The sequence below is a fragment of the Kitasatospora sp. NPDC017646 genome (assembly GCF_044329365.1).
Taxonomy (GTDB): domain Bacteria; phylum Actinomycetota; class Actinomycetes; order Streptomycetales; family Streptomycetaceae; genus Kitasatospora.
Window position 1 is genome coordinate 155,093 of record NZ_JBIRJC010000017.1, and the last position, 16,252, is coordinate 171,344.

The following is a 16,252-nucleotide window of genomic DNA, read 5'->3' on the forward strand; positions in this document are numbered from 1 at the left end:
CGTAGGGAGAGTTACTCCCCACCGGGAAGGACGCACCTCAAGGTGCGCAACCCACCCAGAGGAGAGGGACAGGCCGATGCCCACCATGACCGCCGCCCAGCGCCGCGCCGCCGAGCGGGCCGGATACGACGCCTACCTGGCCCAGTGCCCGGCCCGCCAACTCCTCGACCGCATCGGCGACAAGTGGGTCAGCCTCCTCGTCAACGCCCTCGCCGACGGACCCCAGCGCTACAGCGACCTGCGCCGGCGCCTGGCCGGGGTCAGCGAGAAGATGCTCACCCAGACCCTGCGCACCCTGGAACGCGACGGCCTGGTGCACCGCACCGTCACCCCCACCGTCCCCGCCCGCGTCGACTACGCCCTCACCCCGCTCGGACGCGACCTGCTGCCGCTGGTGCGCTCGATCAAGGCCTGGGCGGAAATCCACATGCCCCACGTCCTCGCCGCCCGTGCCGACTACGACCACCGGCACACCGCCACCCGGAGCAACTGACCGGTAGTCAACTCAGAGAGAAAGGAAGCACTGTGACCGACCGGAGCACCACCGCGCCACGCAGCAGGACCGTCGCCGCAGCCGCCGGCCTGGTCGCCGGACTCCTCATCGCCGGCGTCCCCCTACTGCTCACCGGCAGCGGCGGCGACGGCGGCGGCCCCGCCACCGCCGCCGCGTTCGGCGGCCTGGGCGAAGACCTGCACGCGCCCGACAGCCTGCCCGGCGGCTTCACCCCGCTCACCGCCGCGACGAACGCCCCGCTCGCCAGGAACGCCGCCGCCGACGAGGCCGGCGGCACCCGCGCCCTCTCCCAGGCCTACGGCGGCGCCGCCGCCACGGTGCGCCAGTACACCGACGACGGCATGCGCGACTTCCTCGTCCTGGAAGCCGTACGCGCCGTCAGTCCCAAGCCCTACACGCCCTACGTCGACGCGGCCCAGCTCGGCCAGGCCAAACCCAACTCGGAGGTCGTCACCATCGGCCAGGTCTCCTGCCTGGTCTTCTACCAGCCCATTCCGACCGGCCAGGACGTCACCCCGGACAAGACCAACGTCCAGCTGTGCGAGCGCACATCGGCCCACCTGACGGTCCGGCTGCGCTTCACCGGCTCCGAACAGCTGCAGCACCACGTCGACCAGGCCGCGCGCCTGACCGACCAGGCCTGGTCCGCCTTCGCCTGAGCCCGGCGGACCCGGACCCGGACCGGTGGCCGGTGGCCGGTCGCGGTCTTCGACTGTGGCGAAGGCCTGGACGGCGAACTCGAACGGTGACCAGCAGTGTGCTGTGATCGTTCCACGCCGGCGGCGGACACCGCGACCGGGTTCGCGACCGTTCAGGGGCGGGTGAAGGCGGCGATGTCCGCCAGCGGGGGATCGTAACCGTCGGTGGTGTCCACGCACAGGCGGGGCACGCCCGGCATGGACAGCGGGGTGAAGTCGTCCAGCAGGTTGCCGGCGCGGGGCGGGGCGGCGAGCAGGTCGCGGTCGGCGTGGGCGGCGCGGTGGCGACCGGTGGCGAGGCGCTCGGCGATCCGGCGGCGGGCGAGGGCCGGATCCACCCGGCAGTGCACCACCCGCAGTTCGGTGCGGGCGGCCAGCGGTTCCAAGCGGGGGCGCCACACCCGGTCCTGGTAGGCGGCCTCCGCGACCACGCTGACCCCGGCACGCACCAACACGCCCAGCACGTCGAAGAAGGCGTCGCGCACCACCTCGTCGGGGGAGGGCGCGGGGGAGGGGGCGCCGGCGTGAAGCAGGCCCTCCTTGACCTCGTCGCGGCACACCGCGGGGCAGCCGAGAGCCCGGGCGAGCGCGTGCGCCAGTGTCGTCTTCCCGCTGCCCGGCCCGCCGCTCACCACGATCAGCACCGCTCGTCTCCCGTCCAACCCGTCCACGCGCACCGCCTGTTGTGACTTTGTACCCGAAACCTGCCCGGGCCCGGGACCGTTGTGCCCCGCGGACGGCCGAATCGGCCAGGCGAGTGGCGAGGCGCCGCACCGGGCCCGGGGCGGAGGGGACCGTCATGACCCAGCCCGGAAACCCGGTGCGCGGTGGCAGCCCGGACTCCGCGGTGGACGCCGACGGCGTGCTGCGCGTCCAGGACATGCCCACCGCGTGGGAGGTGGGCCACCACGACTCGGGCGCCGGGCACCGTTCAGCACGGTCCCCCTGACCTGGGGCAGCGGGCCGGACGCCGGGCACACCCGGCTGGCTAAGCAGAGCGACCTGAGCACCAAGCTGATCTCGGACATCGAGGACGCTCCCGCCGGGTAACGGCCCCGTGCCGCGGCCGGAGGGCGCCGCCGCCCAGGCCGATTCAGGCCCAGGCGGCGGCCAGCCGCTGCGGCAGGGTGTCGTACGGGAGGCAGTCGACCACGGGCAGGCGGTGGGCGCGGGCCTGGGCGGCGAGCCAGTCGGAGTATCGGGCGCTGACGGCGGCACGCTCGTTCTGCGGGCCGCGATCCGGCTCGCGCTGGGCGTAGTTGGTGCTGATGCGGGCCGCGTCGCCCTCGTGGAGGAACACCGCGGCAAGGTGCCGGCCCTGTGCGGTGGCCTCGGCGGCGGCGCGGGCGGCGGCCCGGGGGCTGAGGTAGTCGCCCTCGACGATGGCGGGGACGTCGACGCTCAGGCGGTTGTGCACCACGCCGAGCAGAGCCTCGTCCAGGGCGTGGGCGGTGGCGATCTGCAGGTCCAGCACCCGCTCGGTGCTCAGGTCCTGGGCCGGGGCGGCGGTGAAGTGGTGCAGGCCGGGGTGGGTGGCCGGAGTGGTGGCGGCCTGCAGGGCGGCGACGACGTCGTCGAACTCCACGGTGAACGCGCCGCTCGCGGCGGCGAGGTGGGCGGCGGCGCGGCTCTTGCCGATGCCGGAGGCGCCGCCGATCAGCAGGACGTCCCAGGGGCGGTGGTCGGTGTGCATACGGTCACACTAATGGGAGGTTGTCATCCGTTCGGAGGGCCGGCGGGGTCGTAGGGGTGGGGGAGGCGTCCGGACTGCGGCGCCTCCCGGCCCGGCCCCCGGCGCCCGGCAGCCGGCCCAAGGTCTGGTCCCCGGCACCGCCGCCGCCGTACTCGCCCCGGCCGGTACGGGCGGGCGGCGGTGAAGGGGCCGGCGGCGAACCCCGGCCGGGCGCTCAGGGCCTCTCGCGGGTGGCGCGGCGCACCGCCCAGGGCAGGACGAACCACAACGCGGCGAAGATCAGGGCGATGGCGGCGCTGACCGCGACGGCCGCCGGCGTGCCGAGGATGACGTCCAGGACCAGCAGGACGGCACCGGTGAGGGCGGTGGCGAGCAGCAGCAGGCCGAGCTGGGCGATGCGGGCGGAGACGTCGACGATGCGGGCCTTGGCGGGGTGGCGGAACAGGCCGCGGTGCAGGGCGACGGGGGTGGCCAGGACGGCGGCGGCGACGACGGTCAGCAACAGGGTGGCGACGTAGATGTCCTGCTGGGCGTCGGACAGTTGGGAGAAGCGCGGGGTGAAGGCGACGCCGAGCAGGAACGCGAAGACGATCTGCACGCCGGTCTGCAGCACCCGCAGCTCCTGCAACAGTTCCACCAGGCGCCGGTCGGCACGCACCGCCGGGTTCTCCCATCCCGGGGGAACGGGCTCGTCGGGATGGTCGGGAGCGTGGGGGCGGTCGGGGTCGTCGTCGTCGTCGCCGCGGCCGGGCAGGGGAGGGGTGGTCATGCGTCACATTCTGCTCGCCGCGGGGCCGGCCCATGTCGCCCGTGCTGCTCATATCGCCCGTCAGCCGTCGGCCCCGTCAGCCCGTACCGTCCCGTCGGCCCCGTCAGCCGGTACCGCCCGTCGGCCCGGCGCCCTCCAGGCGCTGCTGCCAGGCGATGAGCAGCGTCTCCAGGGCGACGGCCTCGTCGGGGCCCAGGTGGGACAGCAGACGGTGCTCGTTGCGCACGTGGGCGGTGAACGCCTCGTCGATGAGGCGCAGCCCCGCCTCGGTGAGGGCGACCACGCGCCCGCGCCGGTCGTTCTCGGCGGGGCGGCGGGTGACCAGGCCGCCGCGCTCCAGGCGGTCGATCCGCTTGGTCATCGCGCCGGTGGTGACCATGGTGTGCGCCGCCAGCTCGCCGGGGGCCCGCTCGTACGGGGCGCCGGCGCGGCGCAGGGTGGCGAGCACGTCGAACTCGCCCTCGCTCAGGCCGTAGCGCTGGTAGACGAGGGTGAGTTCGGCGGTCAGGCGGGCGGCGAGGCGGTGCAGGCGCCCGATCACGCCCAGGGGGGAGACGTCGAGGTCGGGCCGCTCGCGGTGCCACGCGGCCTGGATCAGCGCGACCCGGTCGGCGCCGTCCGGGTGCTGCTCGTGCTGGTGCTCGTGCGGGTGGTGCCGGTGGTCCATGGGCGCATCCTACCTCCAGCTAGCTTCCAGGGAAGCTATATTGTCTTCCATGGAAGCCAATGCACGGTGGGTGCTGCTGACCGCCCTCGCCCCGATCGCCTGGGGCGCCAACTACTGGGTCACCCACGCCTACCTGCCCGCCGACCGCCCGCTGTGGGGCGCCGCCCTGCGCGCCCTGCCCGCCGGACTGCTGCTGCTCGCCCTCGCGCGTCGCCGCCCGCGCGGCCCCTGGTGGTGGCGCAGTGCCCTGCTCGGCCTGCTCAACACTGCGGTGTTCTTCGTCCTGCTGTACCTCGCCTCCCAGCTGCTGCCCACCAGCACCGCCGCCACGGTCATGGCCGCCTCCCCGCTGGCCATGCTGCTCACCGCCTGGGCGCTGGCCGGGCAGCACCCGCACCGCGCCCATCTGGCCGGGGCGGTGGTGGGCCTGGCCGGGGTGGCGCTCACCGTCCTCGGGGCGGCCGGCGCGCCCGACCGGGCCGGGCTGGCGGCCTCGGTGGGCGCCATGCTGGTCTCCTCCGTCGGCTACGTACTCGCCGCCCGCTGGCGCGAGGGCGCCGACCCGTTGGCCGCCACCGCCTGGCAGCTGACCGCCGGCGGCCTGATGCTGCTGCCACTGGCCGCCGGCGCCGAGGGCGCCCCGCCGCCGCTCCGGGGCTCCACCCTGCTCGCCTTCGGCTACGTCACCCTGGCCGCCACCGCCCTCGCTTTCGCCTGCTGGTTCGCCGGCCTGCGACACCTGGCGGCCGGCACCGTCGGCCTGCTCGGCCTGCTCAACCCGCTGACCGGGGTGCTGCTCGGCACGGCACTGGACGGCGACGAACTGGGGCTGCGCCAGGGGCTGGGGTTGGTGTTGGTGGTCGCAGGGATCCTGCTCGGACGGCCCCGCGCCCGCGCCCGCGCCCGCGCCGGCGCAGCGGCCGCGGCGGTGAGCGCGGACTTGCCCGGTCCGCGCGTGCCGTGATCGGATGGGCGCAGCATCGCGTGCCGGTGGCGGACCGCGCCAGGCATGGAGGTGCGCGACCGAAGGGACCGCCCGCTCGTGGCCTCCCCGATCACCGGCCGTACGGCCGCCCCCAGCCTCCAACTCTCCCAGGCGCACAACGAACTGCGCCGCCGCCTGACAGGTGTCCGTTCCGCTCTGGGACGACGACACCAGCGAGCCGACGACTCCCTGCTCGCCCACTGCCTGGCGTACTGTTCGGCTCTGACGAACCATCACCAGGGCGAAGACGAAGGCCTGTTCGCCGCCCTGGTGCGCGAACGCCCCGACCTCGCGCCCACCGTCGCCAAACTCGTCGAGGACCACGGCCTCATCGCCACCCTCCTGGCCCGGGTCCGCGAACTCGCCGAACAGGCCGCCGGAAAGGACGGGGCCGACCTGGAGGCGATCGCACGCGAACTCGACGGACTGGCCGCCATCATGGAATCCCACTTCGGCTACGAGGAACGCGCCATCGGCGCCGCCCTGGATGCCGCAGTGCACGCCGGGGGCGGCTGGACGCAGCCGGTGCTGCGCTTCCGTGCGCCCCAGAAGCCGTCGCCGTAAAATCCTTGGCCCCGCCGGCCACGGCTTCCCTACACTCGCCACGCGGCCGCACCCCGGAGGTGCGGACGCCCGACCGTACCGACGCGCGAGACAGCAGAGAGGGGGCGCAGCGGCCATGCCGAAGCACAGCGCCGCCGCCCCCTCTCCCGCGTCGCGGTACGAGGTGATCCTGGTGTCTCCGCCCTTCCGGTGCCCGCTGCGCGGCCGGCACCGGAGCAGCGCCGCCATCGCCTGAACCGTCCGCCTCTCCACGCGGCACGAACTCTTCCGGGCCTGGAGCTGACGGACAGTCAGAATTCCCCAAGCGGCACTGTGTCAATCGCGCGCCCACCCCGCCAGTACCGCCCCTCGAAAGGCAACCGGGCCATGCGCACCGACACCACCAGCACCACCGTCGCCACCACCACCGTCGCCACCACGGCCACCGCGGGCATCGCCGCCGTCCGCAACCTCGGCATCCTCGCCCACGTCGATGCCGGCAAGACCACCGTCACCGAACGGATCCTCTACCTCACCGGCACCACCCACAAGCGCGGCGAAGTCCACACCGGCACCACCGTCACCGACTTCGACCCCCAGGAACGCGACCGCGGCATCACCATCTTCGCCGCCGCCGTCAGCTGCGCCTGGGCCGGACACCGCATCAACCTGATCGACACCCCCGGCCACGTCGACTTCGCCGACGAGGTCGAACGCTGCCTGCGCGTCCTGGACGGCGCCGTGGCCGTGTTCGACGCGGTCGCCGGTGTGGAGCCGCAGAGCGAATCGGTGTGGCGCCAGGCCGAACGCCACGGCGTGCCCCGCATCGCCTTCGTCAACAAACTCGACCGTGCCGGAGCCGACCTGGACGCCGCCGTCGCCTCCATCCGCGAACGCCTGCACCCCCACCCGCTCGCCGTCCACCTGCCCATCGGCGCCGAGGACGCCTTCTCCGGCGTCGTCGACCTCATCCACCACCGCGCCCTCACCTGGGACGACGACGGCACCCTCGCCGAAGGCCCCGTCCCCGCCCACCTCTCCGACCAGGCCGCCGCCCGTCGCCACGCCCTGGACGAAGCGGTGGCCGAACTCGACCCCCAAGCCCTGGAGGAGTACTGCACCCACGGCGCCCTCAGCCCCGCCACCCTCACCGCCGCCCTGCGCCGACTCACCCGCACCGGCGAGGCCGTGGTCGTCCTGGGCGGCTCCGCCTACCGCAACCGCGGTGTCGAGCCACTGCTGGACGCCGCCGTCGCCTACCTGCCCTCACCGCTGGACACCCCGCCCGTACGGGCCGCCGACCAGGACGGACAGCGTGGCGCCGACCCCGAACAGCCCCTGACCGCACTGGCGTTCAAGGTGACCGCCGCCCCCACCGGCCGCCTCACCTACCTGCGCCTGTACGCCGGCACCCTGCGCAAGGGCGACACCGTCCTGGACGCCGCCACCGGCCGTACCGAACGCATCGCCCGCATCCTGCGCGTGATGGCCGACCGCCACACCGAGACCGACCACGCCCTGGCCGGCGACATCGTCGCCGTCATCGGCCCCAAGACCGCCCGCGTCGGCGCCACCCTGTGCGACCCCGACCACCCCATCCTCCTGGAGGCCCCCGTGAGCGCCGAACCCGTCGTCACCGTCGCGGTCGAGGCCCGCCGCGCCGCCGACACCGACAAGCTCGCCGCCGCCCTCGCCCGCCTCGCGGAGGAGGACCCCTCGCTGCGCCTGGCCACCGACCCCGAGACCGGCCAGCGCACCCTGTCCGGACTGGGGGAACTGCACCTGGAGGTCGCCGTGGAGAAGGTACGCCGAGACACCGGCGTCGAGGCCGTGGTCGGACGGCCCCAGGTCGCCCTGCGCGAAGCCCTCGTCGAAGGCGTCAGCGGCTTCGTCTACCGGCACGCCAAACAGGACGGCGGCGCAGGCCAGTTCGCCCACCTCGTCCTCGACGTGGCGCCCGCCGCCGACGGCTTCACCTTCGCCTCCACCGTCACCGGCGGACGGGTGCCGCGCGAATACGTGCAGGCCGTCGAGGCCGGCTGCCGCGACGCCCTCACCGAGGGCCCGCTCGGCGGCCACCCCGTCACCGGGATCGCCGTCACCCTCACCGATGGGGCCACCCACCCCAAGGACTCCTCCGAACTCGCCTTCCGCACCGCCGCCCGCCTGGGCCTGCGCGAAGCGCTGCGCGCGGCCCGGCTGCACCTGCTGGAACCGCTCGCGGAGGTGACCGTCACCGTGCCCGAGGACGCCCTGGGCGGCGTACTGGGGGACCTGGCCGCCCGCCGCGCCACCGTCCAGGGCACCACCGCGACCGGGCGGGGCGGCCACGGCGGCCACGGGGGACATGGCGGCCACGACGGTACCGCCCGGGTGAGCGCGCTGGTGCCGCTGGCCGAACTGTTCGGCTACGCGGGCCGCCTGCGCAGCCGCACCCAGGGCCGCGGCGCATTCACCACCCGCCCCGCCGGCTACGCCCCGGCCCCCACCCCGGCAGGCTGACACCCGGGCCCGGCCCTCCCCGCCACCGGGGGCGGGCCGGGCCCCTGCTCGACACCTTCACTGGCTCCGCCCCGCGTGACGGTGACAGGCACCCGGCGGTGCGAGAGAACCCGGACTTCCCCGACCTGCTGCGGCTGATCGACGAACGCCCGATCGCCTTCCGCGCCGCGATCGCCTTCCGCGCCGCGATCGCCGCCGCGCCGAGCCTCGACGCCAAGGTGGCGACCTGCCTGGAGTGGACGCTGTCCGACCTGGCGCAGCACCTGGGCACAGGAGACCGCTTCTGGGCCGCCATCGCCGCCGCCGTCGGCCCCTGGCCGCACGCGAGCGCGGCCGTCGACCACCACGAGCGGCTCATCGCCTGGATCCCGGCGTCCGAGGGGCTCAGAGCGCACCGGCCTCCGCCGCCGCCCACGCCGAGGGGTACAGCGGGCGCCAGCCCAGATCCCGGCGGGCGGCCGCGGTGGACACCTGCCCCTCCCACGGGTCGAACTCCTCCTGCTCCCCACCACCCGGGTGGGTAAGGCCGTTGAGGGTGTGCAGGTCCCACGCGGTCAGCGGGGCGTCGTCCGACACGTTGTAGGTGCGGCCCTCGATGCCCGGGGTCACCACCGCCCGCCACAGCGCCTGGGCCACGTCCGCGTGGTGCACCACCGCCAGGCGCTGGTGGGCGGGCCAGGACGCCGCCCAGTGCAGCGACTGCGCCAGGTGCGGGTCCCCCTCCCCGTACACGAACGCCAACCGGGCCACCACCAGCGGCAGTTCGTCCCCCAGCTCGCGCAGCCCCGCCTCGGCCTGCGCCTTGGACTGCGCGTACACACCCCACGCCGGGTGCGGCGCCGGCTCGTCCTGCTCCACGGCCGGGCGGCCCAGCCCCCGCCCGTACACCAGGTTGGTGCTGGTGTGGACGAACCTGGCCACCCCGGCCTCCGCCGCCTCGTGCGCCAGCGCCACGGCCGCGTCCCGGTTGACCGCCCACGCCTGCTCGTCCGGCACCCCGCGCAGCGCCGCCGCCACGTTCAGCACCACCTCCGCGCCCTCCAACGCCGCTGCGCGGTCAGCCGGTTCGCGCAGGTCGCCGACCATCACCTCCACCCCGTCCAGCCCCTGCGCCTTGGCCTTGGCCGCATCCCGCACCAGCACCCGCACCGAACCACCCTGAGCCCCGGCCCACCGTGCCATCCGCGGCACCAGCCGCCGCCCCACCGAACCGGTCGCCCCCGTCACCAGAATCCGCCGCATGCGTCCGTCCCCTTCCCCGGGATCGCTCTCTCTCCGACGCCCACCACCCTGCCCGCCACGCAGTGACAGCGGCAGAGACCCGCCGATCCAGGGACTCCCGATCCCTGGCTGGGGTCCCACGTCGAGGACTGCACGAACCTGCTGACCCCTCCTCCTGCGATTCGTCGAAGCGGGCCAGGCGGCCGTCGAGCAACGTCCGGTCCACGGTGACGCGATGTCAGGCCCGGGCCACCGCAGGCGATGGCCGGCCGCCCTGCGCGCACGCCGACGCGGGCACGCTCCTTATGGGCGATCCCAGAAGAAGCGGCCGTCGCGGTGATCGGGGCTGATGAAGACGACACCGTGGCCGTAGCTCCTCCCCGTCGCAGTCCCCGATCACGGGCGGACCCTACGGCACGCCACCGACGAGCCACGCGCACCTGCCGGTCAGGGTTCCGACCACCCGTGGGAGAAGCCGCGGGCCCGCCCGCCCCGCCGGTCGGCCCCCGGCGGACCGGCCTGGCGGGGACGGAGCCGGAGCCTAGGCGGCGCGCAGGAGGAGGTGGCCGCGGCGGAAGCGCTCGCCTTCACCGGGCTGGCGCAGCATGCGCGCGGTCTCGGTGAAGCCGGTATCGGTGGCCAGGGCAGCGAGGGCCTCCACCGGCCAGCGGTAGGCGGTGGTGACCTTGTGGTCGAAGGGGGTCACCGGGGCGCCCTCGGACTCGAAGAAGCCCAGCAGGGCGTACCCGCCGGGGGCCAGGACGCGGCGGAACTCGGCTAGGTAGGAGGGCAGTTGCTCGGGCTGGGCGTGGATGAGCGAGTACCAGGACACCACGCCGCCCAGCGACCCGTCGGCCGTCTCCAGGGCGTCCATCGTGCCGACCTCGAAGCGCAGGCCCGGGTAGGTCCGGCGGGCGATGGCGACGAGGGCGGGCGACAGGTCGATGCCGAAGGCGTCCAGGCCCGCGTCCCGCAGGGCCGCGGTCAGGTAGCCGGGGCCGCAGCCCAGGTCGGCCACCGGGGCGGGTCCGGCGGCGCGCACGAGGTCGGCGAAGGCGGTGACGAAGGAGCGGTCCAGCGGCAGGTGGGCCAGCCCGTCCTTGACGAGGTCGGCGTAGCGCACGGCCACGGCGTCGTAGGCGTCGGCGGTGGCGGTCAGGTGGGACGGGAGCGACGGGGGTGACGAGAAATCGGACACGGGGACGACCCTAGTCCTCGACCGCCGACCGGGGAGCGGCGGTCCCTGGCTACTGCACCCCGGTCCGCGCCATGCTGGGCGACATGATCGACCGTGAGGCCCTCGCCGACTTCCTCAGCCGCTCCCGCGCCCGTCTGACGCCCGCCGACGTGGGCCTGGCCCCGGGGGCCAGGCGCCGCACCCCCGGGCTGCGCCGGGAGGAGGTGGCGCAGCTGGCCGGACTGTCGGTGGACTACTACGCGCGGCTGGAGCAGCGGCGCGGCCCGCAGCCCTCACCGCAGCTGCTGGCGGCGCTGGCCCGGGCGCTGCGGCTGAGCGAGGACGAGCGGGACCACCTGTTCCACCTGGCCGGGCACGAGCCGCCGCGCCGGCACGGCCCGCTCACCCATGTGCGCCCCGGGCTGCTGCTGATCCTGGACCGCCTGCACGACACGCCCGCGCAGGTGGTCTCCGACCTGGGGGACGTGCTGGCGCAGAACGCGATGGCCGCCGCCGTGTTCGGGGACATCGCCGCACTGGCGCCCGGGCGGCGCAACCTGCTGCTGCGCTGGTTCACCGAGCCGGCGAGCCGTGCGCTGTTCCCGCCGCAGGACCACGAGGCGCTGGCCCGCGCCCACGTGGCGGGCCTGCGCGCCGCCCAGGCGGCCCGCCCCGGCGACCGGCGAGTCGCCGAGCTGCTCGCCGAACTCCGCGCCACGGGTGATGAGTTCACCTCCTGCTGGGAGCGCCACGAGGTGACGCTGCGGCGCAGCGGCCGCAAGCGGGTGCTGCACCCGGTGGTGGGGGAGCTGGAGCTGGAGTGCGAGGTGCTGGCCGCCGGCGGGCAGGACCAGCTGCTGCTGGTGCACACCGCCGCCGCGGGCAGCGAGACCGCCTCCCGCCTGGAGCTGCTGCGGGTGGTCGGAGTCGGCGCCCAGGACTCCGCGGTGTGACGCGACGGCTGCGGCGCGTCAGGGCCCGCTGCCCGTAGGCTGGGCGGGCCGCGAGAGGCGCAGACCGCCACCAAAGCGACGAAGCGGCGAAGCGGCACATCGACACACCGGCGGATCGACAAGAAGTGGGCAGGCAGGGGCATGCAGTTCGACGACCAGGGGGACCTGGACACCTCGCAGGTGGACGACCGGCGCGGCATCCCGGGTGGGAAGGTCGCCATCGGGGGAGGGGCGGTGGGCCTGATCGCGGTGCTGATCGCGGTCGTCCTCGGGGTGGACCCCCAGCTGCTGGGCCTGTCCTCCGGCGGCGGCACCTCCTCCTCCGGGGTGCGGACCGACGGCGAGGTGCAGCAGTCCTGCAAGAAGGGCGCGGACGCCAACAAGCGCCAGGACTGCCGGATCACGGCCGTCACCAACAGCCTCCAGGAGTTCTGGAGCACCGAGCTGCCGCGCCGCACCAAGACGGCCTACAAGCCCGCCCAGACGGTGCTGTTCACCGACCGGGTCTCCACCGCCTGCGGCCCGGCGACCTCCGCGGTGGGCCCGTTCTACTGCCCCGGCGACCAGAAGGCCTACTTCGACCTCGGCTTCTTCGACGAGCTGTCCACCCGCTTCGGCGCCAAGGGCGGTCCGTTCGCCGAGTCCTACGTCGTCGCCCACGAGTACGGTCACCACCTGCAGACCCTGCTGGGCACGATGCAGAAGGTCGGCAACGACCGCCAGGGCGCCACCAGCGCCTCGGTGCGCCTGGAACTGCAGGCGGACTGCTACGCCGGAGTGTGGGCCCACCACGCCACCACGACCCCGCAGGCCTCCACCGGCCGTCCGCTGATCGCCGCCCTGACCGACCAGGACATCGCCCAGGGCCTGGACGCGGCCGCGGCCGTCGGCGACGACCGGATCCAGAAGCAGGCCACGGGCAGGATCAATCCGGAGGCCTGGACGCACGGCTCCTCCGACCAGCGCAAGGCCTGGTTCACCACCGGCTACCGCAGCGGCGACCTGACCCAGTGCGACACGTTCTCCGGCAAGATCTAGGCCCGGGACCGCTTGATCCGACCCATACGCGCCCGGGCCCACTACGGCCCGGGCGTTCACCGCCGCACCCAGCGGGTCGTCCTCTCCCGCCGCCGGAACACCACCGCCGCGCGCTCCAAGCTTTCCATGGACGCCCGGGACGGTTACCCGGCCGCCCGCGAACCCTCCTGTCCGCCGTCGACCGGGCCGCTGAGAACCTGGTGCTGCCGACCGTGGATGTCCACGTGGCCTACGCCCTGGACGTCACCATGGACCGCCGGCGCGTGCGCGCCGGCCACCGCGTCCTCTCCCGCATCACCCGCCCCGGCGGCACCGTCGCCACCGCCGCCTCCTTCGTCACCGAGGCCGGCAACCCGGGCCTGCACCCCGCCTGGGCCCCACCAACGGCCGGGTTCTGCCGCCCCGTCGACGACAGGGCGGCAGACCCCGGTCGGGAGGAACGAGGTGGGACGTCAGGCGGCCAGCCGGCCGTCCACCAACTCCTGGGACCCGCGCGGAGCCGTCCTCGTGTAATGGCGCCGCACTCCCTCCGCCGCGGCCAGCGCCGCCGGGACGGCCACGGCCGGCACCGTCCACCACGGCAGGCCGGCCCAGAACGCGAGCACCGCGGGCGCGCCGCAGGCGAGCAGTGTCCACAGGAACAGCGACCGGGTGAGGGCCACGGAGGCGGTGCGGCCGGTGCACAGCAATACCCCGAGGGCGGCGGCGAACACCGCCAGCAGCGCGGTGAAGGTGCCCACTCCGGCAGTGAACTGCGCCTCGTTGCGGGGCGCGTCGTAGGAGGACTGTGCGATGCCGGCCCGCTCCAGACGCATCACCCGGCCGCGCCACACCGTGCCGTCCACCCGGTCGCCGGGCTTCAGGGCATCCAGCAGCGGACCGGCGTCACCGAACCCCACCTCACCGCTCCAGATCGGCGCGCCGTCCAGCGTCGCCCGGAACCTGGAGCTCTTGCCCGCGCTGTGGACGACCGTGCCGCTGACGGTGAACGGCACGGTGCGCACGCACTCCTCCACCGCCGCGCCCGGGCTCCCCGCCGGGCAGGGCGCGGCGGTCGTGTACGAGTGGTACCGCTCGGTGTCGTCGGGAAGCATGACGGCGAGCAGGTACCAGGCGGTCGCCGCCGGGACCAGTGCCGCGGCGGCGAGCAGCGCGCCGCCGGTGCGGGTCCAGGGTGACGGTGAAGGACGGTTGGTCATGACGGTTCTCCCCCCGGGTCCGGTGCGTGGGCCGGAGGGTCCGGTCGCCGTCGCGGGGCGTGCCGCCCCGCCCCCTGCCGGGGTGCGACGGCACCGGGCGGCCGCGGCGCCGGACGGTGTCGAAATTCGCTGAAGCCCTCTCAAGAGGGGGCCGGGCTCGGGGCCGGCGCGGAAAGCGGCGGGTCCACAGCCGCGGCCGGGCCGACGGCATGCCGACGGACCTCGTGCCGAGCGCCACGCGCACCCCCCCGGACCGGCTCGCGGACACAGCTGTCCCTTGCACGCCGACCAGGCTTCCCGGCACTCCTTCGCGCACGCTACCGGACACCGGCTGCTCTTCGCACGTCAGTTCTGGCTCCGGTCGGGCCGTTGGCGAGGACAGACCCCAGCGCACGACGGGCATCGCCCCGGAGCGGGCGGTTGCGGATGTTCGCCTCCATCGGCAGGGCGTCGGTCTCGGGGGCGTCCGGACGTCGGCCCCTGGAAACCGCCCGGGACGGAGGGGCCCGCCCGGTTCGAGGGAGAGCGAGGAACCGGGGTGGAGCCCAGGGAGCGTTTCGCGAGTCCGCTCATGCGTTGAGGATGTGCCCGGTGGTCGCGTCCACGTGGTCGGGGATCTCGTCGTGGCGGTCGCCCACGGTCGGCGTCCCGGTCGGCTCGAACAAGAGGATCGCGGCGCCGGACGGCGCGGACGGCTTGTGCTCCGTACCCGCAAGGACGGTGAAGACCGCCCCCCGGGGCAGCAGGACCGTCCGCTCGCCCTCGGGCTCGCGCAAGGAGATGTGCAGTTCCCCGTCGAGTACCAGGAAGAACTCGTCGGTGTCGTCGTGGGTGTGCCAGAGGTGTTCACCCTGGACCTTGGCGATCCGGACGTCGTAGTCGTTGACACGCGTGACGATGCGGGGGCTCCACAGCGCATCGAAGGAGGCCAGAGCCTCGCCCAGGGGGATCGGTTGGTTGCTCATGGGCTCATCCTGAGCCGTTCTGCCAGGTCGGCGTGAGTGCTAGGAATTGCACATGGCGAAAGAATCCTCGCACGAGGCTCATGCGGTGGGCGTTCACCGGGTGGTCGTGATCGTGGACGAGAACTCAAACCCTTTCGAGCTCGGCTGCGCGACCGAGGTATTCGGCCTCCGTAGGCCGGAGATCGGCCGCGACCTCTACCACTTCAGGCTCTGCTCTCCCGAGCCCCGCACGGCGATGCGGGACGGATTCTTCACGCTCACGGGAGTCGCCGGCTTGGAGGTGGCCGATACCGCGGACACGTTGATCGTCCCCAACCGCCCCGACGTCGAAGTGCCCCGCCGACCCGCCGTGCTCGACGCCGTCCGGCGGGCGCATGCGCGCGGGGCACGCCTGATGGGCTTCTGCAGCGGCGCCTTCACCCTGGCCGAGGCCGGAGTCCTCGACGGGCGCCGGGCCGCCGCCCACTGGCAGTGGGCGGATGCCTTCAGGGCCCGCTTCCCCGCTGTCCACCTCGAATCGGACGTGCTGTTCGTGGACGACGGTGACATCCTCACCGCCGCTGGAAGCGCGGCCGCACTCGACCTCGGTCTGCACGTGGTCCGCCGAGACCACGGCGCCGAGGTCGCCAACTCTGTAAGCCGGCGACTGGTCTTCGCGGCGCACCGCGACGGTGGGCAGAGGCAGTTCGTGGAGCGTCCCGTGCCCGACATTCCCGACGAGTCCCTGGCTCCCGTCCTGGCCTGGGCACAGGAACGGCTCGACTCACCGCTCACGGTCTCGGACCTCGCGACGCGGGCGGCGGTCAGTCCGGCGACGCTGCACCGTCGCTTCCGGGCGCAACTGGGAACGACCCCGTTGACGTGGCTCACGGGAGAGCGGCTCGCGTTGGCATGCCGATTGATCGAGCGGGGCGAGTCGCGTTTGGAGATCGTGGCTCGGCGAAGTGGGCTGGGAACGGCTACCAATCTGCGGTTGCTCATGCGTCGTGATACGGGCATCACTCCGTCGGCGTACAAGCGCCGGTTCGGGCCCGGGGTGAGCTGACGGGGGCGGGGTTCGGGGGGTTTGGGCCGTTCGGTGTTTCCCTGCTGCTGCTTGGGTGTTGGGTGGGGCGCCTGCTTTGGGTGGGTTGTTGGTCGGGGTGGTTAGGGGTGGTCGAGGGTGATGGAGTTGATGGGTTCGAGGTTGGGCGGCGACGGTGACCTGCCGGAGTGAGGGGCGCCGTTCGTGGTGGCGGGGCGTGGAGGGGTGGGTTGGCCGCGGCGGGGCCGCCCGCCGGCGGGGCCGTCACCCCGCCGGCGGCGCGGGCCGGGGCCGTTGCCTGTGC

Annotated in this window: 17 protein-coding genes; 9 read left to right on the forward strand and 8 right to left on the reverse strand. The window is 74.3% G+C overall.

What is annotated here, in order from left to right:
• Nucleotides 1–76 precede the first annotated feature (76 nt).
• Together ACH4J0_RS25620 and ACH4J0_RS25625 are read left to right on the forward strand one after the other, a co-directional pair.
• Nucleotides 77–493 carry a winged helix-turn-helix transcriptional regulator gene (locus tag ACH4J0_RS25620; protein WP_396242898.1) on the forward strand — a complete coding sequence of 139 codons (417 nt, stop codon included), beginning with the start codon at nucleotides 77–79 and terminating at the stop codon, nucleotides 491–493.
• Between the two features lie 32 nt (nucleotides 494–525).
• Nucleotides 526–1,173 carry a hypothetical protein gene (locus ACH4J0_RS25625; protein ID WP_396242899.1) on the forward strand — a complete coding sequence of 216 codons (648 nt, stop codon included), beginning with the start codon at nucleotides 526–528 and terminating at the stop codon, nucleotides 1,171–1,173.
• A 152-nt stretch (nucleotides 1,174–1,325) separates the two neighbouring features.
• Here ACH4J0_RS25625 and ACH4J0_RS25630 read toward each other — a convergent pair whose 3' ends face one another.
• Nucleotides 1,326–1,856, reverse strand: a complete 531-nt coding sequence (locus ACH4J0_RS25630; RefSeq protein ID WP_396242900.1) for an AAA family ATPase — start codon at nucleotides 1,854–1,856, stop codon at nucleotides 1,326–1,328.
• 155 nt (nucleotides 1,857–2,011) lie between these two features.
• Between ACH4J0_RS25630 and ACH4J0_RS25635 the strand changes: the two genes are divergently transcribed.
• Nucleotides 2,012–2,161 carry a hypothetical protein gene (locus tag ACH4J0_RS25635; RefSeq protein ID WP_396242901.1) on the forward strand — a complete coding sequence of 50 codons (150 nt, stop codon included), beginning with the start codon at nucleotides 2,012–2,014 and terminating at the stop codon, nucleotides 2,159–2,161.
• A gap of 144 nt (nucleotides 2,162–2,305) precedes the next feature.
• Here ACH4J0_RS25635 and ACH4J0_RS25640 read toward each other — a convergent pair whose 3' ends face one another.
• The 3 genes from ACH4J0_RS25640 to ACH4J0_RS25650 form a co-directional block, all read right to left on the reverse strand.
• A complete protein-coding gene (locus tag ACH4J0_RS25640) occupies nucleotides 2,306–2,905 on the reverse strand; it encodes an AAA family ATPase (protein WP_396242902.1) in 600 nt (199 codons plus the stop codon).
• A 214-nt stretch (nucleotides 2,906–3,119) separates the two neighbouring features.
• Entirely contained in the window at nucleotides 3,120–3,674 is a 555-nt protein-coding gene (locus ACH4J0_RS25645) for a DUF6328 family protein (protein ID WP_396242903.1), read from the reverse strand.
• Nucleotides 3,675–3,777: 103 nt separating this feature from the next.
• On the reverse strand, nucleotides 3,778–4,341 hold the full coding sequence (locus tag ACH4J0_RS25650) for a MarR family winged helix-turn-helix transcriptional regulator (RefSeq protein WP_396242904.1): 564 nt from the start codon (nucleotides 4,339–4,341) through the stop codon (nucleotides 3,778–3,780).
• A 49-nt stretch (nucleotides 4,342–4,390) separates the two neighbouring features.
• On the opposite strand from ACH4J0_RS25650, the gene ACH4J0_RS25655 reads away from it, so the two are divergent.
• The 3 genes from ACH4J0_RS25655 to fusA all read left to right on the forward strand — a co-directional run bounded on the left by ACH4J0_RS25655 (nucleotide 4,391) and on the right by fusA (nucleotide 8,371).
• Nucleotides 4,391–5,305, forward strand: coding sequence for a DMT family transporter (locus ACH4J0_RS25655; RefSeq protein ID WP_396242905.1), 915 nt, complete (start codon nucleotides 4,391–4,393; stop codon nucleotides 5,303–5,305).
• A gap of 78 nt (nucleotides 5,306–5,383) precedes the next feature.
• Nucleotides 5,384–5,890, forward strand: a complete 507-nt coding sequence (locus ACH4J0_RS25660) for a hemerythrin domain-containing protein (protein WP_396242906.1) — start codon at nucleotides 5,384–5,386, stop codon at nucleotides 5,888–5,890.
• 366 nt (nucleotides 5,891–6,256) lie between these two features.
• Nucleotides 6,257–8,371, forward strand: coding sequence for an elongation factor G (fusA, locus tag ACH4J0_RS25665; protein ID WP_396242907.1), 2,115 nt, complete (start codon nucleotides 6,257–6,259; stop codon nucleotides 8,369–8,371).
• Nucleotides 8,372–8,755: 384 nt separating this feature from the next.
• Here the strand turns inward: fusA and ACH4J0_RS25670 are convergent, their stop codons facing one another.
• Together ACH4J0_RS25670 and ACH4J0_RS25675 are read right to left on the reverse strand one after the other, a co-directional pair.
• On the reverse strand, nucleotides 8,756–9,613 hold the full coding sequence (locus tag ACH4J0_RS25670; RefSeq protein WP_396242908.1) for an NAD-dependent epimerase/dehydratase family protein: 858 nt from the start codon (nucleotides 9,611–9,613) through the stop codon (nucleotides 8,756–8,758).
• Nucleotides 9,614–10,133: 520 nt separating this feature from the next.
• Nucleotides 10,134–10,790 carry a class I SAM-dependent methyltransferase gene (locus tag ACH4J0_RS25675; RefSeq protein ID WP_396242909.1) on the reverse strand — a complete coding sequence of 219 codons (657 nt, stop codon included), beginning with the start codon at nucleotides 10,788–10,790 and terminating at the stop codon, nucleotides 10,134–10,136.
• Between the two features lie 86 nt (nucleotides 10,791–10,876).
• Here ACH4J0_RS25675 and ACH4J0_RS25680 point away from each other — a divergent pair, with 86 nt between their 5' ends.
• Nucleotides 10,877–11,722 (forward strand): helix-turn-helix transcriptional regulator, encoded by an 846-nt coding sequence (locus ACH4J0_RS25680; RefSeq protein ID WP_396242925.1) that lies wholly within the window; start codon nucleotides 10,877–10,879, stop codon nucleotides 11,720–11,722.
• Between the two features lie 141 nt (nucleotides 11,723–11,863).
• Nucleotides 11,864–12,760 carry a neutral zinc metallopeptidase gene (locus tag ACH4J0_RS25685; protein ID WP_396242911.1) on the forward strand — a complete coding sequence of 299 codons (897 nt, stop codon included), beginning with the start codon at nucleotides 11,864–11,866 and terminating at the stop codon, nucleotides 12,758–12,760.
• A gap of 452 nt (nucleotides 12,761–13,212) precedes the next feature.
• On the opposite strand, the gene ACH4J0_RS25690 is transcribed toward ACH4J0_RS25685, so the two are convergent.
• Nucleotides 13,213–13,959 carry a hypothetical protein gene (locus ACH4J0_RS25690; protein ID WP_396242913.1) on the reverse strand — a complete coding sequence of 249 codons (747 nt, stop codon included), beginning with the start codon at nucleotides 13,957–13,959 and terminating at the stop codon, nucleotides 13,213–13,215.
• Nucleotides 13,960–14,528: 569 nt separating this feature from the next.
• Entirely contained in the window at nucleotides 14,529–14,924 is a 396-nt protein-coding gene (locus ACH4J0_RS25695) for a cupin domain-containing protein (RefSeq protein ID WP_396242915.1), read from the reverse strand.
• A 52-nt stretch (nucleotides 14,925–14,976) separates the two neighbouring features.
• Here ACH4J0_RS25695 and ACH4J0_RS25700 point away from each other — a divergent pair, with 52 nt between their 5' ends.
• Nucleotides 14,977–15,969, forward strand: coding sequence for a helix-turn-helix domain-containing protein (locus tag ACH4J0_RS25700; RefSeq protein WP_396242916.1), 993 nt, complete (start codon nucleotides 14,977–14,979; stop codon nucleotides 15,967–15,969).
• The last annotated feature ends 283 nt before the right edge of the window (nucleotides 15,970–16,252 follow it).

What these genes read in the sequence shown, in the direction of transcription:
- ACH4J0_RS25645 (WP_396242903.1), bottom strand. Translation starts at nt 3,674, where the DNA reads ATGACCACCCCTCCCCTGCCCGGCCGCGGCGACGACGACGACGACCCC.
- ACH4J0_RS25650 (WP_396242904.1), bottom strand. Translation starts at nt 4,341, where the DNA reads ATGGACCACCGGCACCACCCGCACGAGCACCAGCACGAGCAGCACCCG.
- ACH4J0_RS25655 (WP_396242905.1), top strand. Translation starts at nt 4,391, where the DNA reads ATGGAAGCCAATGCACGGTGGGTGCTGCTGACCGCCCTCGCCCCGATC.
- ACH4J0_RS25690 (WP_396242913.1), bottom strand. Translation starts at nt 13,959, where the DNA reads ATGACCAACCGTCCTTCACCGTCACCCTGGACCCGCACCGGCGGCGCG.
- fusA (WP_396242907.1), top strand. Translation starts at nt 6,257, where the DNA reads ATGCGCACCGACACCACCAGCACCACCGTCGCCACCACCACCGTCGCC.
- ACH4J0_RS25685 (WP_396242911.1), top strand. Translation starts at nt 11,864, where the DNA reads ATGCAGTTCGACGACCAGGGGGACCTGGACACCTCGCAGGTGGACGAC.
- ACH4J0_RS25620 (WP_396242898.1), top strand. Translation starts at nt 77, where the DNA reads ATGCCCACCATGACCGCCGCCCAGCGCCGCGCCGCCGAGCGGGCCGGA.
- ACH4J0_RS25635 (WP_396242901.1), top strand. Translation starts at nt 2,012, where the DNA reads ATGACCCAGCCCGGAAACCCGGTGCGCGGTGGCAGCCCGGACTCCGCG.
- ACH4J0_RS25670 (WP_396242908.1), bottom strand. Translation starts at nt 9,613, where the DNA reads ATGCGGCGGATTCTGGTGACGGGGGCGACCGGTTCGGTGGGGCGGCGG.
- ACH4J0_RS25695 (WP_396242915.1), bottom strand. Translation starts at nt 14,924, where the DNA reads ATGAGCAACCAACCGATCCCCCTGGGCGAGGCTCTGGCCTCCTTCGAT.
- ACH4J0_RS25640 (WP_396242902.1), bottom strand. Translation starts at nt 2,905, where the DNA reads ATGCACACCGACCACCGCCCCTGGGACGTCCTGCTGATCGGCGGCGCC.
- ACH4J0_RS25700 (WP_396242916.1), top strand. Translation starts at nt 14,977, where the DNA reads ATGGCGAAAGAATCCTCGCACGAGGCTCATGCGGTGGGCGTTCACCGG.